The sequence below is a fragment of the Pseudomonas sp. GLN_2 genome, assembly GCF_043106005.1.
GTDB classification, from domain to species: Bacteria; Pseudomonadota; Gammaproteobacteria; order Pseudomonadales; family Pseudomonadaceae; genus Aquipseudomonas; species Aquipseudomonas alloputida.
This window is the reverse complement of record NZ_JBICMC010000077.1, coordinates 1-14,017: the sequence shown is the minus strand read 5'-3', so window position 1 is coordinate 14,017 and position 14,017 is coordinate 1. Positions and strand designations below refer to the sequence as shown.

Sequence of the window (14,017 nt, the reverse complement as noted above, 5' to 3'; positions counted from 1 at the left end):
TCATGAATAGGCTGTCCCTGCGTCATTACGTGCGCCTTTCGGCCATTGCCGGCCTGTCCCTGCTGCCGCTGGCCGGCTGGGCTTCAGACTGGCAGGTCAGTGTCGATGAGCAAAATGGCTTGCCTACCGTGACACACGGCGGTGGCCCGGTCATGAAGGCCAAATTCGATTTCTGGGCTGCCAACTGGAGCTGGACCGGTTTCTATACCGACTTCAAGGTCAATGGCCCTTATCACTACACGCTGCGGGGGAAGAACAAGGAACTGGACTTCGACCTGCAGGCTGACATCCGCAAGGAACAGGCGCAAACCCTGAGCTGGGCCTTCGACCTCGACGCCCACAGCCGCCAGAGCGGTGTCATGGGTGGCGGCCTGGTGTTCCAGTTCGACCCGGCACAAATCGCCGGCGACATGGGGGCCCCGCAGTTGCTGCCCGACAACCGCGGCTGGACGTGGGGCAAGGCCGACCAGGATCGCCGCATCGAAATGCGCTTCGACCCGCCACTGGCCAAGGTCTATTTCGAGCGCGGCAACCCGTCCGAGCTGCGCGCATTCCTCTACAAGGACCCGATCAGCGCCGGCCGCCAGCAGCTCAAGGCTGTGCTCAACGTGACCGGCGACATCGAACTCGGCCCGACGCCCACCGAGCGCTTCGGCCTGGCAGACCCCGCCAAGTGGCCTGATGACCAACTGGACTGGCGCACCTCGCCGGTGGACCTGTCGTTCCTCAACGCAGCGGAAAGACCCGCCGGCAAGCGTGGCTTCGTCAAGGCGGTCGGCGACCAGTTGATGTTCGCCGACAACACCCCGATACGCTTCTGGGGCACCAACCTGTCGGCCTACTCGCTGTTCAAAAGCCCCGACGACGAAATACGCCAACAGGCCAAACGCCTCTCGGCACTGGGCTTCAACCTGGTGCGCCTGCATCACCACGATTCGCCCTGGGTCAGCCCCAACGTCTTTGGCGACGGCACCTTGGTGCGCGATACCCAGCAGCTCAGTGCCGAATCGCTGCGCAAGCTCGACCTGTGGATCAAGTCACTCAAGGACGAAGGCATCTACATCTGGCTGGACATGCATGTGCAGCGTGCGTTTACCGCCAACGACAATATCGAAGACTTCAAGGAGCTGCCCGAGCAGGACGGTCGCGTCGACCTGAAGGGTTACGCCTACGTGAACGACAGTATCCAGCAAGCGATGAAACGCTTCGCCGAGCAGTACCTGACCCATGTGAACGAATACACGGGCCTGGCCTACAAGGACGACCCGGCCATCGCCGCCGTGCTGATCACCAACGAGAATGACCTGACCCAGCATTACGGCAACGCCCTGATGCCGAACAAGGATGTACCGCGCCACAGCGCGCGCTACATGACGGCGGCCAAGGCCTTTGCCAAACAGTTTGACCTGCCCGCCGACCTGACCTGGCGTGCCTGGGAGCATGGGCCGTCGAAGCTGTTGCTCAACGAGCTGGAACAACGCTTCAATGCCGACATGATCGCCCACTTGCGCAGCGTGGGCGTGAAAGTCCCCATTGCGACCACCAGCACCTGGGGCGGTAATGGGCTTAGCGCACTGCCGGCACTGAGTGTTGGCGATGTCATCGACGCCCACAGCTACGGCGACGCAGGCCAACTGGAGAAGAACCCGCTGACCAGCGACGGCATGATCGACTGGATTGCTGCCGCCCAGGTCGTCGGCAAACCGCTGACCGTCACCGAGTGGAACGCCGAGCCCTTCCCGCTGCCGGACCGTCACTCGCTCCCCATTTACATCGCCGGCACCGCCAGCCACCAAGGCTGGGACGCCATGCTGCAATACGCCTACAGCCAACAAGCATTCAACCCAGGTTGGCGCACGGCGGACAACTGGCACGCGTACAACGACCCGGCGATGATCGCCACCCTGCCCGCCGCTGCCCTGCTCTATCGCCGTGCGGACGTAAAACCCGCCACCACTCGCTACGTGTTCGCACCGACACCTGACACCCTGTACAACCAGGAAATCACCCCGCGTAACTCACCGCTGCTGCGCACGGCCATGGAAAAGGGCCAGTTGCAGATCGCCCTGCCACACACGCCGCAATTGCCCTGGCTAAAACCCGCGCCCATCCCGGCAGGCGCGCAAGTGCTGCATGACCCGGGGCAATCGCTGCTGGCCGCCGATGCCACCGAGTCGGTGACCGATACAGGCGAGCTCAGGCGCAACTGGCAACAAGGCATCTACACCATCGACACGCCACTGACCCAGGCCGCCAGCGGCTGGCTGGGCGGCCGCCCGGTCAACCTGGGTGCCATTCAGGTACAAGCGAAAACGCCTTACGCCAGCGTCGTGGTCCAGAGCCTGGACGGCAAGCCACTGGGCCAGTCGCGCGAGCTTCTGCTGTCTCTGGGCACCCGTGCCATGCCCAAGGCCGATGACAAGACGCCGTTCAATGTCGAGCCCCTTGAAGGCCGCCTGGACATCAAGGCACCCGCCGGCCTGAAACTGTTCGCCCGCGATGCACGGGAACAGCTGAAGCCGCTGCCAGTGGCCTACAAGGATGGGCAATACACCATTACCTTCGACGGAACCTACATGTCCAATTGGCTATTCTTGAAATAGAGCATATGGCCATCTACGCTCAGGTCACCTGTAGCTGATCATCCCACCTGCACGTGTCAGGGAGTGTTCACTGCGTCTGTAAACAGCAGATTCCAGGAGGTGGGGATGAAATATCTGGTTGTGGGTGGTGCAGGCTACATTGGCTCGCACATGGTCAAGCACCTGCTCGCCGCCGGCCATGAAGTGCTGGTGGCGGACCTGGTCTCACCTGGCCCCGGTATCCAGTGGGCCAAGCTCGACATCGCCGACGAAGCCGCACTGGATGTGCTGTTTGGCGTGTGCCGCTTCGATGCGGTGTTCCACTTCGCCTCGTTCATTCAAGTGGGCGAGTCGGTCAGCGCGCCTGGCAAGTACTACCAGAACAACGTCGCAGCCACCCTTTCCCTGCTGCAGGCCATGGTCAATGCCGGCATCAGGCACCTGGTGTTTTCTTCGAGTGCCGCCGTATACGGCAACCCGCAGTACGTGCCGATCGATGAAGCACACACCAAGGGGCCGATCAACCCGTACGGGTTGAGCAAATGGATGGTCGAGCAGATTCTTGAGGACTTCGACCGGGCCTATGGTTTGAAGTCGGTATGCCTGCGCTATTTCAATGCAGCGGGTGCTGACCCGGAAGGCCAGCTAGGCGAGCGTCATGAACCGGAAACCCATCTGATCCCGTTGATCCTGCAGGCTGCATCTGGCCGGCGCGAGGCGGTGACAGTGTTTGGTCGCGACTACGACACACCGGATGGCACCTGCATACGCGACTACGTGCATGTGGCAGACCTGGCGGCGGCCCATGCACTGGCAGTGGATTATTTACTGGACGGTGGCGAGCGTGCCGCGTTCAACCTGGGCAATGGCCTGGGCTTTTCGGTGCAGCAGGTGATCGATACGGCCCGGGCAGTGACCGGGCGACAGATCAATGCCCTTGACGCACCGCGTCGCGCCGGCGACCCGCCACGGCTGGTGGCGGATGCGAGCAAAGCCATGCAGGTGCTGGGCTGGCGCCCGGCATTCGCCTCGCTGGAGCAGATTGTTCGGCATGCGTGGCAGTGGGAGTTGCAGTATCCCTGGAGGCGCTGAGTTGGCCTCATAGCCTTCAGGCGCAACACAAGGCTGCGCCTAAAAGCGTATTGCCAGAAGGCTCAGTAATAGGTGCGTGGCTGTTCGTCGGCCTTGTTCAACACTGTCCCGATCAGGTTCACCGTGCCCAGGTGATGCAGGCAATCCTCGATTTCCTTCTTGTTGTTCATTCCGTTGGCCACCACCAGCAACACGCAGTCGAACTTGGGTAACACGGTGATCGCATCGTCCGAGCTGAGCAACGGTGGCAAATCGAAAATGCAGATGCGCGATTCGTAGCGGTTGCGCAAATCACCAATCAGGTTGTTCACCTTGGGCGAGGACAGCATCTCGGTCGACAGGGGCACGGGTACCCGCGTTGGCAGCACCACGAAGCGCGGCAAGGTGGGGTTGACCAGGCAGTCCTGCAACTCGGCCTTGTCCGTCAGAAACTCGTTCAGTGCCTGCTCCATGGGCAGCCCCAGGTAACTGCCGACCTTGGGCCGGCGCAGGTCGAAGTCCACCAGTAACGCAGTCTTGGTGGTGTGGTGGGCAATACTCATGGCCAGGTTGATCGCCAGCATTGTCTTGCCCGCTTCCGGCGTTGGCGAGGTGATGGCCAAGGTACGCCAGCCGTTCTCCTCCATGGCCCTGAGCACCTGCGTACGCAACAGGTCGATCGGCCCGTTCATGTTGGAGTTCTTGTTGTACGCCACGATGCGGTTACGCTCCAGGTGGTCTGCACGCAGCGGCACCACCTTGGTGTTCACGTAATCGAACTGACCCGGCACTTCGGTCAGCGCCGTACCGGGGGCGGGAGACAGTGCCTGGGGAGTACCCGGGGTAACCTGATGAATATTGTTGCCAACAGCCGGCTTGATCCTGTCCATCACTGCTTTCCCTATACAAACCGAGACATGACTTTGTACAACAGCACATCCAGTGGCATGTAGAACACGTGCACCAGCCCTATCATGATAGCTGCCAGCGCCAGTGCCGCCAGGATCAGGCGATTGCGCCAGCGCTTGCGGCGGGCCACGTCGGCCCGGGTATCGATATAGGGCAGTGCCACCAGCACCCGTTTGCCCAGCAGGTTTTCCAGGGCGCCAACGCCACGCACGCGCTGATTGAGCATTTCCAGCAGCATCACCAGCGCACCGCCACCGGCCGGTGCCAGTACCAGGCCCAGCGCAGCGATTTTCTTGCGGTTAGGCTTGATCGGCTTCTCAGGCAACAGAGGAGGCTCCAGCAGCACAAAGCGTTCAGCCTTGTTTTCCTGCTCGAGGCTTTCGGTAATCTTTGCGCCCATTTCCTTGGCACGAATCTCTTCGTATTTCTTGCGCGCGTTGTCGTGGTCACGCATCAAGGTCACCAGGCCACGCTCGACTTGCGGCGCCTCTAGGATCTCGGCTTCATAGCCTTCCATTTTCCGGGTCAACTCACGCTTTTGCTCTGCCAGCGAGGCAATACGCACCTGCGCTGCACTCATCTTGGCGCGGACACGGGCCGCGTCGAGGCTGACCGTGGACGCTGCCGCAGTGCGACCACCACTGGCTTCGAGCGCCTGGATCTTGCGCTTGACCGCCACGACATCCGGGTGGGCGTCCTTGTAGCGGGTCAGCAGCTGCGCGTATTCGGCTTTCAGGCTTGGCAGGTCTTCGGGCAGGTCGGCACGGGTTGGCCGGGCGCCCTCGACAACCTTGGTGGCTAGGCCGGCATTGGCCGCAGACAGCTCCAGTTCCAGGTAGCGCAGCTCTTCCTGGGCAGCCTTGTAGTCACGGTCGACCTCACGGAATTCCAGCTCCGCCCGCGACAGCATGTTCATGCGCAGGGTCTGGTGCTCGGGCAAGGCATTGGCATGGGCCTGCTTGAAATCGGCCAGCTGGTTCTCCAGGCTGGCCAGCTCGGCACCCAGCTTGTTGGCTTCCTGGGTGAGGAATTCGGTGGTTTCGTTGGCCCGTTCGGTGCGCTGCTTGAGGTTTTCGTTGAGGAACAGCGTCACCAGTTCATCGGCGACTTCCTTGGCTACTTGTGGCTGTTTGTGCTCGAACGACACATTGAACGCCACGGTCGCTTCACCACGACCGCGCACGAAGGTGGTCAGGGTTTCGACCACGATCGCGTTGCGCATCTGGTCGATCTTGTCGCTTTCGCTGAAGCGCTTGTCGGCGAAGAGGTCGTACTTGCCGATGATGCGCAGCAGGTTGTCGCGGGTCATCACCCGCTGGCGAATCACCTCGATGCGCTCATCGGCAAAGCTGGTGTTGTTGGTCGACACCAGCTCAGGCGAAATCTGCTGCGACTCCACCAGAATGGTGCCGGTCGACTGGTAGATCGGCGGCACCATCAACGCGACGGCCACGGTCGCGGCGAGGATGACTACGGCACTCACCCCTAACACCAGGGCCCTGTCCTTGATAATGGCGATGTAATCTCTGAGGGAGAGCTCGTAGTCAGACTTCATAGGGCCACCTGCCTGCAGTTCAGATGTCGGGGTACCTGTACGTCAACGTCAAACCAACGATCGTAGCGGTCGCATCCGGTACATGGTCCTGCTGCCTTTCCTTGTACATCAGCGACAGGCGCAGGTCCCAGTAAGGCGAAAACTGGCGGCTGGCCCATACGCTGTACGTCTGCAGCGTGTTGGGCGACTGCCCTTTGCTGTCTTGCCACGCGGCGTCTGCGCCGACCCGGGACAACTCGGTCACCGCATAGCTCCACACACCACGCACCTGGTCCAGTTCGGCGAAGCCGCCTTCGGCACTTGCCACCGTGCTGCGCTCGGCGGTGAGGCTGGCGTCGGCACGCGGGCCGGTGTACAGCAACGCAACCCCACCCTCCCCGCGCCGGCCGCCGTCGTCACCTGACACTTGGTTGACGCCAACATGGGCGTCGGCGCTCAAGCCTTCGGCAAGTTGGTATTTGATGCCGACTGCCGGGCTGTAGCTGTTGGAAGCGGTCGCGGTAAGGTCCTCTTCGGGCTCATAGCGCCGGGCACCAAAACGGGTATACAGGTCAGCCCGCTCACTCCAGGCGTAAGTCCAGGTAAAGACGTTCGCCAGTTCGTCGTAGCCCGTCAGCGTGCTGATGTCGTAACGGGCACGGCTGTAGGTGGTTTCGTTGCTCAAGGTACTGCGCTCGGTCACCGCCTGGCTCCAGTTGCCAGTCAAGGTGTAAAGCTTCTGCGTACCGTCGGTGGTAATCACCCCGGTATCCAGTACTGTCCCCGACAACGTCGAGCTTTCGTTGTAGCGCCCCACCAGGCCGAACCGCCCCCGCTCGGTGGTGCGCTGCCAACCCAGGCTGATATCAGGGTCTTCACGGTCATCGACGATATCCGTATCGGACGAGCGCAGCAGACTCATGCCAAGCCCCAACCTCAATTCGTCACGGTCAAAAGTGCCGATCAGGGTGTAAGCCGGCGCGATGATCGTGCGCGTTATGCCCTTTTCCCCCGAGGTCAACAGCAATGGGTTGCTGTCGTATTCGACGGATGTCGGTACCACCACCGTAGACTGCCAATTTGCCGCCAGTACCGCGTCCGTGAACGGCAAGACCAAGATTGCCGTTGCAATGCGAGTTGTTCTAAGAAGAGGCATTAAATGTTCTTATTAAAGGCAAGATCAAGGAACGACCAGCGTATCGCCAGCCTGAAGTTGGATGTTGGTGGACATGTCCCGCCCAGACACCAGGTCCTTATATCGCACGGGCAGGATCTTTTGGGAAGCACCGGTACCGCGGACCACCTTGATTTCGCTTTCATCCGCAAACTTGTCCAGGCCACCCGACATGCTCAGCGCCTGCAATACCGCCGTGGGGCCTGCCATTTGCACAGGCCCGGGTTTGATTACTTTGCCTTGGACATAGACCATGTTGCCGGCAATGCTCTTGACGACAACGCTGACGTTAGGGTCGGGGAGGAATTTTTCGAGTTTGGCAGCGACCTGCTTTTCGACTGCCGTCACATCCAGCCCGGCAACATTGATGCGCCCGGCCAGGGGGAAGGTGATACTGCCATCGGGAAGTACGGTGGCTTCTTGACGCAAGCTGTCTTCCTGCCATACCGAAACCATCACCACATCGCCGGGGCTGAGCAGGTAGGCAGCACTGCCCTGGTCGGCGTTACCGGCGCCGGACCACACCGTCAGCATGAAGAAAGCGGCAAACATTGAACGCACCATGAGGGTCCCTCCGGCCAAATGGCCCGACAAAGAGCACTGAATGAGAACAACACACCAACTCTCGCTCCGCTTCACGGCGCACGGCTGCCGCGATGGCCTCGACCTTCCTGGAGGCCCTTGCCTTGACGCTGCAGACGTGGCTGCAACGCCTTGTAAATGTTGGTCCTACGGGCTACTGGGAATATAGCAACGGTTGGAGAATTCACAAGCCATGCTTGTGGCCTCGCAGCAATGGGTCACTTTAGGTACCCGGTATACGGCTCAGATCTTTCTGCGGTTGGCAACGGCAACAAAACCGACCACAGCAAAGGCAAAGAACCAGCCTGCAGTTGAAACAGGAATGATACTGTTCTGATTTATATACGAATCCGCTGCGCGGGCAGCACCACTTAGCATCACCAGCAAGAACATCGATTTGATTATCAGAGTCGTGCGCATACTCCCCTCCTAAAAACAGGAAAATCAATTAGTTATTGGCGCTGTGCTGCGGGAGTTGTTTCGTTGTTGACTTGAGCTTATGGGCACAATGACACTACGTCAATGATCCGACACCATAATAAAATTCAATGAGCGATGGGCGCATTCGTCAAAAAAACGGCATACAGATTATGCAAGGGAGGGATGATGCGATGAACATGGCGTTTCACAGCTGAGAACACGTGGGGGGCATGATTGCCCCCTGCGGTTTCATTCGTCTGCGTGGTGAACCACAACCAGTAACTGCGCCGGTGTCGCACCTACCGAGCGCAGGCGGTGCGGCGTCTGGGCATTGAAATGCAGGGCGTCGCCCTGCTCCAGCAACACCCGCTCACTCATGAAATCCACTTCCACCTGGCCTGCGTGAACAAACAGGAACTCTTCGCCCTGGTGTTCCTTGAACGTGGGGTCGCTGAACTCGGACGGCGGCTGAATCAGAAACGGCAGCAGGCTGCGCTGGCCAACCTGACTGGTGAGGGCCGCGTACCCCGGCCCTTGCCCATCGCCTACCAAGGCCTGGCGCTCGGTACGGCGCACCAGGCTGTAGCGGCTCTGCCCGGTCTGTTCTTCGGCGAACAGCTCTTCGACATTGACATTCAGTGCCCTCGCCAGTTTCAGCGCCGCAGCGATCGAGGGCGTGTTGAGGCCGCGCTCGACCTTGGACAGGTAGCTTTTGGTCATGCCAGTCTTTTCGGCCAGCATTTCCAGGGTCATCCCCAGTTTCTTACGCAGCAGTTTCAATCGGATAGACATGTGACGCGGGTTTCCCAGGCTGAGGCAGCCATGATACGCGTCTGAAAGCTGACGCCAAGTCTCCAGGGGCCTTGAATCAAGGCATCACGGGCGGCACGTACTGCAGCGTTGTACCCAGCGCCCACAACAACACCAGCACCAATGGCACATGCACCAGCAATTGCACGAACGAGAAACCGATCAGGTCGCGCGCCTTGAGCCCCAGCACGCCCAGCAGCGGCAGCATGTAGAACGGGTTGATCAGGTTCGGCAAGGCTTCGGCCGCGTTGTAGATCTGCACGGCCCACCCCAGGTGGTACTGCAGGTCGTTGGCCACCAGCATCACGTAAGGGGCCTCGATGATCCACTTGCCGCCGCCTGAAGGGATGAAGAAGCCCAGCACCGCCGAATACACGCCCATCAGCACGGCATACGTGTCATGGGTGGCAATCTGGGTGAAGAACAGTGAAATATGGTGGGCCAGCGTCTGTTCATCGACGCCCTTCACCTGGGTGAGGATAGCGGCGATCGAACCATACAGCGGGAACTGGATGAGCACACCGGTGGTGGTCGGTACCGCGCGTGCCACCGCGTCAAGGAAGCTGCGTGGGCGCCAGTGCAGCAAAGCACCGAGCATGATGAACAACAGGTTGTAGGTGTTGAGCCCTGAGATGGCGGTAATCGCAGGTTTTGTCGCAAACTCCTGATACAGCCAGCCAGCAGCCAAGGCCACCAACAGCAGGATCAGGATCGGGCTGTGTTCCAGCCACTCCCCCGGGCGCGTGCGTTGCGGCGCGGGTGGCGCTGTGAAGCTGGGGTCGACACCGCAGTCTTCTGCGCTACGTGCGCTGTTCGGGCCCGGAGCGGTGGCATAGGCGATCACCAGCGAGACCACCACCAGTGCCGCCAACATCACGCCGGACTGCCAGAGAAAGATGGTTTCGGTAAACGGGATCACCCCGGTTATCGACAGGATTGAAGGTGGCAGGCTGGCCGGGTTGGCCTGCAGCTGCGCCGCCGAGGATGACAGGCCCAACGCCCACACCGCACCCAGGCCCAGGTAAGCGGCCGCACCCGCAGCGCGGTAGTCCATCTTCAGGTCGGTGCGCCTTGCCAGGGCGCGCACCAGCAAACCTCCAAACACCAGCGACAGCCCCCAGTTGAGCAAGGAGGCCAGCATCGAGATCAGTGCTACCCAGCACACTGCCGAGCGCCCATTGCCGGGGATGCGCGCCAGGCGATCGATCAGCCTCGCGGCGGGCGGCGAGCTGGCCACCACATAACCGCCGATGACCACGAAGGCCATCTGCATGGTGAACGGTATCAGGCTCCAGAAGCCGTCGCCAAACGCCTTGGCGGTGTCGGTCGGTTTGGCGCCCATGGCCAGTGCGCCGATACACACCAGCAGCACCGCCAGCGCGGCGAACACCCAGGAGTCGGGGAACCAGCGTTCAGCCCAGTTGGAGCAGCGCAAGGCAAAGCGCGCGGAGCGGCTGTCTTGAATTTCAGCGGCCACGGTGAATTCCTTTTATTGGTTTTATGGGATGAAGCGGTACTGCCAGGCAACGCAAAAAACCTGTGGGAACGGGCTTACCCGCGAATGCGGCGGTCAATGTACCGACGCATTCGCGGGTCAACCCGCGCCTACAGGGTGAGATCACGTCATGCCTTAGAAGGTCATTTCCTTCACATCATCCGGCACGATCAGTTTGCCGGCGGTTTTCTCGATGATTTCCTCGACGCTGACCCCTGGCGCGGTCTCGCGCAGGATGAAGGCGCCGTCTTCGATTTCCAGGTAGGCCAGGTCGGTCAGCACCTTGCGGATGCAGCCTGCACCGGTCAACGGCAGGCTGCACTGTGGCAGCAACTTGGACTCGCCGTCCTTGGAGGCGTGGGTCATGGTAACGATGATGTTGTCGGCGCCGGCCACCAGGTCCATGGCCCCGCCCATGCCCTTGACCAGCTTGCCCGGAATCATCCACGAGGCGATGTTGCCCTGCACGTCCACCTCGAAAGCCCCCAGTACGGTCAGGTCGACGTGGCCGCCACGGATCATGGCGAACGATTGTGCCGAATCGAAAATCGAGGCGCCGCGGCGGGCGGTGACCGTTTGCTTGCCGGCGTTGATCATGTCGGCATCGAGGGTGCTTTCGGTGGGGAATTCCCCCATGCCGAGCAGGCCGTTTTCCGATTGCAGCATCACATCCATGTCGGCGGGTACATAGTTGGCCACCAAGGTGGGGATGCCGATGCCCAGATTGACGTAGTAACCGTCCTTCAGTTCACGGGCAACGCGTTGCGCCATCTGTTCGCGGGTCAGTGCCATGGTCAGGATCTCTTTATTGTTCGGGTGGATGGCGCTCAGGCCTTGACGGTGCGCTTTTCGATACGTTTTTCGAAGGTGCCGACGATGACACGGTCCACGTAGATGCCCGGGGTGTGGATTTCGCTTGGCAGCAACACACCGGGTTCGACGATTTCTTCCACTTCGACCACGGTGATCTTGCCGGCGGTGGCCGCCAGCGGGTTGAAGTTTTGCGCAGTGTTGCGGTACACCACGTTGCCGTAGTGGTCGGCCTTCCAGCCCTTGACGATGGCGAAGTCACCGGTGATGGACTCTTCCAGGATGTACTTGCGGCCCTTGAACTCGCGGACTTCCTTGCCGTCGGCAACCGGGGTGCCATAGCCGGTGGCGGTGTAGAACGCCGGAATGCCGGCACCACCTGCGCGCATTTTTTCGGCGAGGGTGCCCTGTGGGGTCAGTTCCACTTCCAGCTCGCCACTGAGCAACTGGCGTTCGAACTCGGCGTTTTCGCCCACGTAGGAGGCGATCATCTTGCGAATCTGCCGGTCTTCCAGCAGCACGCCCAGACCAAAACCGTCGACACCGCAGTTGTTGGAAACCACGGTCAGGCCCTTGACGCCACGCCGCTTGATTTCGCTGATAAGGTTTTCCGGGATGCCGCACAGGCCGAAACCACCGGCCAGTACCGTCATGTTGTCGGTCAGGCCTTCGAGGGCCTGTTCATAGGTTGCAACGCGCTTGTCCAGTCCGGCCATGCTGATCCGCCTTTTGTAGTTGTTTAACCGACGAGGCTGTCGGTGAGCGTGTGCAGACATCTTCACCGCAAGCGACTGATTTGTTAATTTTGTTTTCGTCATCGATTGATAATTTTTACAAAACAAACGATAGGCCCGACATGAACGTCAAACAACTGCGCGCCTTTGTCGCCGTGGCCAAGTACCAGAGCTTCGCCCAGGCCGGTGAACACCTGCACGTTTCGCAACCGGCACTGAGCCTGACCATCAAGGCGCTGGAAGAAAACCTCGGCGGCGCCCTGCTCAGCCGCACCACGCGCAGCGTCAGCCTGACTGCCGAAGGCGAAGTGCTGCTGCCACTGGCACGCCGCCTGCTGGCCGACTGGGACGACACCGAAGAGATGCTGCGCCAGCGCTTTACCCTGCAATTGGGCCGTGTGTCGGTGGCGGCCATGCCGGCTTTTGCCGGCAACCTGTTGCCCCACGCGCTCAAGGTGTTTCGCCAGCGCTACCCCAAGGTCAACGTCACGGTGCACGACGTGATCAACGAACAGGTACAGGAACTGGTACGCCATCGCCGCGTCGAACTGGGCATCGGCTTCGAGCCGGATAACATCGATGGGCTGGACTTCCACCCGTTGTACATGGACCGCTTCGTTGCGGTAGTGGCCGCCGACTCGCCCTTGGCGCTGCTGCCCCAGGTCAGCTGGGCACAGCTGATGGCCGAAGATTTCGTGGCCCTGCAGCGCCCTTCGGCGGTGCGCCTGCTGATGGAGCAAAATGTGGCGGCCCGCCACGGCAAGCTGGCAGTCGCGTTCGAAAGTCACCAGCTGACGACCATCGGCCGCATGGTGGCCAGCGGCCTGGGGGTCAGTGCCGTGCCGGCACTGTGCATCAACCAGATGCAGGAGCTGGGTGCCCGCTGCGTAACCTTGGTCGAGCCCACTGTCGAGCGGCGCATCGGCGTGATTGCCCTCAGCGAGCACAAGCTTTCCACCGCAGCGCAGGCACTGCTTGAGGTGCTTCTTTCCAATACCCGGATCCCGGAGGTGACATGCGTTACGTAAATCTGGCAGGCACGAGCGTTCCAGCCATCGGCCAAGGCACCTGGTACATGGGCGAAGACCCAGGTCGCAAGGCTGCCGAAGTCGCGGCGCTGCAACAGGGCATCGAGCTGGGCCTGAACCTGATCGACACCGCCGAGATGTATGCCGAAGGGGGGGCAGAAGAGGTCGTTGGCCAAGCCATTGCCGGGCGCCGCGACCGGGTATTTCTGGTCAGCAAGGTCTACCCGCACAATGCCGGCCTGCGCGGCATGGCGGCTGCCTGCGAACGCAGCCTCACCCGGCTGGGCACTGATTGCATCGACTTGTACCTGCTGCACTGGCGGGGTCAGCACCCGCTGGAGGAAACCGTCGAAGGCTTCGAGCGCTTGCGCGAGCAGGGCAAGATCAAGTGTTGGGGCGTGTCCAACTTTGACGTCGACGACCTGCGCGAACTGCACAACCCTGATTGTGCCACCAACCAGGTGTTGTATAACCCGGCCCAGCGCGGCATCGAATTCGACTTGCTACCGTGGTGCGAAAAACGTGGTTTGCCAACCATGGCCTACTGCCCGCTGGCTCAGGCCGGGCGCTTGTTGCAGCACCCGGTACTGGCGGAAATTGCCGAGCGCCATGGCGCCACACCGGCCCAGGTCTGCCTGGCCTGGGTGACCCGCGATGACGGCGTGATCGCCATCCCCAAGGCAGTGGCGCCCGAGCACGTGCGGCTCAATGCGGCGGCGGGAGCGCTGACCTTGACCGGTGAAGACCTGCGGGCGATCGATCGGGCGTTCCCTGCACCGACGCGCAAGCAGCGGTTGGCGATGGTGTAGGCGAGCACAAGCTGGACCAGTAGACGACCTCTGTGGGCGCGGGCATGCCCACAAACCCC

General features: G+C 61.1%; 13 protein-coding genes. 4 read left to right on the top strand and 9 right to left on the bottom strand.

The window, feature by feature from the left end:
- Nucleotides 1-2: 2 nt before the first annotated feature.
- Nucleotides 3-2,603 carry a glycosyl hydrolase family 5 gene (locus ACF8Q6_RS17005; RefSeq protein WP_392491750.1) on the top strand — a complete coding sequence of 867 codons (2,601 nt, stop codon included), beginning with the start codon at nucleotides 3-5 and terminating at the stop codon, nucleotides 2,601-2,603.
- A 105-nt stretch (nucleotides 2,604-2,708) separates the two neighbouring features.
- Nucleotides 2,709-3,674, top strand: coding sequence for a UDP-glucose 4-epimerase GalE (gene galE, locus ACF8Q6_RS17000; protein WP_014591040.1), 966 nt, complete (start codon nucleotides 2,709-2,711; stop codon nucleotides 3,672-3,674).
- 62 nt (nucleotides 3,675-3,736) lie between these two features.
- On the opposite strand, the gene ACF8Q6_RS16995 is transcribed toward galE, so the two are convergent.
- From ACF8Q6_RS16995 to ACF8Q6_RS16955, 9 genes are all read right to left on the bottom strand, one after another.
- Nucleotides 3,737-4,543, bottom strand: coding sequence for a CpsD/CapB family tyrosine-protein kinase (locus tag ACF8Q6_RS16995; protein ID WP_392491749.1), 807 nt, complete (start codon nucleotides 4,541-4,543; stop codon nucleotides 3,737-3,739).
- 11 nt (nucleotides 4,544-4,554) lie between these two features.
- Nucleotides 4,555-6,117, bottom strand: a complete 1,563-nt coding sequence (locus tag ACF8Q6_RS16990) for a GumC family protein (RefSeq protein ID WP_392491747.1) — start codon at nucleotides 6,115-6,117, stop codon at nucleotides 4,555-4,557.
- A gap of 19 nt (nucleotides 6,118-6,136) precedes the next feature.
- Nucleotides 6,137-7,252, bottom strand: coding sequence for a hypothetical protein (locus ACF8Q6_RS16985; protein ID WP_392491746.1), 1,116 nt, complete (start codon nucleotides 7,250-7,252; stop codon nucleotides 6,137-6,139).
- Between the two features lie 24 nt (nucleotides 7,253-7,276).
- A complete protein-coding gene (locus ACF8Q6_RS16980) occupies nucleotides 7,277-7,834 on the bottom strand; it encodes a polysaccharide biosynthesis/export family protein (RefSeq protein WP_392491745.1) in 558 nt (185 codons plus the stop codon).
- Between the two features lie 261 nt (nucleotides 7,835-8,095).
- Entirely contained in the window at nucleotides 8,096-8,272 is a 177-nt protein-coding gene (eppA, locus tag ACF8Q6_RS16975) for an EPS-associated small membrane protein EppA (protein ID WP_004374238.1), read from the bottom strand.
- 249 nt (nucleotides 8,273-8,521) lie between these two features.
- Entirely contained in the window at nucleotides 8,522-9,064 is a 543-nt protein-coding gene (locus ACF8Q6_RS16970) for a helix-turn-helix domain-containing protein (protein WP_012052388.1), read from the bottom strand.
- A gap of 76 nt (nucleotides 9,065-9,140) precedes the next feature.
- Entirely contained in the window at nucleotides 9,141-10,559 is a 1,419-nt protein-coding gene (locus ACF8Q6_RS16965; protein WP_004576289.1) for a short-chain fatty acid transporter, read from the bottom strand.
- A 153-nt stretch (nucleotides 10,560-10,712) separates the two neighbouring features.
- Complete coding sequence (locus ACF8Q6_RS16960; protein WP_004576290.1) at nucleotides 10,713-11,369, bottom strand: CoA transferase subunit B; 657 nt, start codon at nucleotides 11,367-11,369, stop codon at nucleotides 10,713-10,715.
- Nucleotides 11,370-11,404: 35 nt separating this feature from the next.
- Nucleotides 11,405-12,103, bottom strand: a complete 699-nt coding sequence (locus ACF8Q6_RS16955) for a CoA transferase subunit A (protein WP_004374230.1) — start codon at nucleotides 12,101-12,103, stop codon at nucleotides 11,405-11,407.
- 140 nt (nucleotides 12,104-12,243) lie between these two features.
- Between ACF8Q6_RS16955 and ACF8Q6_RS16950 the strand changes: the two genes are divergently transcribed.
- Entirely contained in the window at nucleotides 12,244-13,149 is a 906-nt protein-coding gene (locus tag ACF8Q6_RS16950) for a LysR family transcriptional regulator (protein WP_004374224.1), read from the top strand.
- Entirely contained in the window at nucleotides 13,137-13,958 is an 822-nt protein-coding gene (locus ACF8Q6_RS16945) for an aldo/keto reductase (protein WP_392493112.1), read from the top strand. Before ACF8Q6_RS16950 ends, ACF8Q6_RS16945 begins: the two co-directional genes overlap by 13 nt.
- The last annotated feature ends 59 nt before the right edge of the window (nucleotides 13,959-14,017 follow it).

What these genes read in the sequence shown, in the direction of transcription:
- ACF8Q6_RS17005 (WP_392491750.1), top strand. Translation starts at nt 3, where the DNA reads ATGAATAGGCTGTCCCTGCGTCATTACGTGCGCCTTTCGGCCATTGCC.
- galE (WP_014591040.1), top strand. Translation starts at nt 2,709, where the DNA reads ATGAAATATCTGGTTGTGGGTGGTGCAGGCTACATTGGCTCGCACATG.
- ACF8Q6_RS16995 (WP_392491749.1), bottom strand. Translation starts at nt 4,543, where the DNA reads ATGGACAGGATCAAGCCGGCTGTTGGCAACAATATTCATCAGGTTACC.
- ACF8Q6_RS16990 (WP_392491747.1), bottom strand. Translation starts at nt 6,117, where the DNA reads ATGAAGTCTGACTACGAGCTCTCCCTCAGAGATTACATCGCCATTATC.
- ACF8Q6_RS16985 (WP_392491746.1), bottom strand. Translation starts at nt 7,252, where the DNA reads ATGCCTCTTCTTAGAACAACTCGCATTGCAACGGCAATCTTGGTCTTG.
- ACF8Q6_RS16980 (WP_392491745.1), bottom strand. Translation starts at nt 7,834, where the DNA reads ATGGTGCGTTCAATGTTTGCCGCTTTCTTCATGCTGACGGTGTGGTCC.
- eppA (WP_004374238.1), bottom strand. Translation starts at nt 8,272, where the DNA reads ATGCGCACGACTCTGATAATCAAATCGATGTTCTTGCTGGTGATGCTA.
- ACF8Q6_RS16970 (WP_012052388.1), bottom strand. Translation starts at nt 9,064, where the DNA reads ATGTCTATCCGATTGAAACTGCTGCGTAAGAAACTGGGGATGACCCTG.
- ACF8Q6_RS16960 (WP_004576290.1), bottom strand. Translation starts at nt 11,369, where the DNA reads ATGGCACTGACCCGCGAACAGATGGCGCAACGCGTTGCCCGTGAACTG.
- ACF8Q6_RS16955 (WP_004374230.1), bottom strand. Translation starts at nt 12,103, where the DNA reads ATGGCCGGACTGGACAAGCGCGTTGCAACCTATGAACAGGCCCTCGAA.
- ACF8Q6_RS16950 (WP_004374224.1), top strand. Translation starts at nt 12,244, where the DNA reads ATGAACGTCAAACAACTGCGCGCCTTTGTCGCCGTGGCCAAGTACCAG.
- ACF8Q6_RS16945 (WP_392493112.1), top strand. Translation starts at nt 13,137, where the DNA reads ATGCGTTACGTAAATCTGGCAGGCACGAGCGTTCCAGCCATCGGCCAA.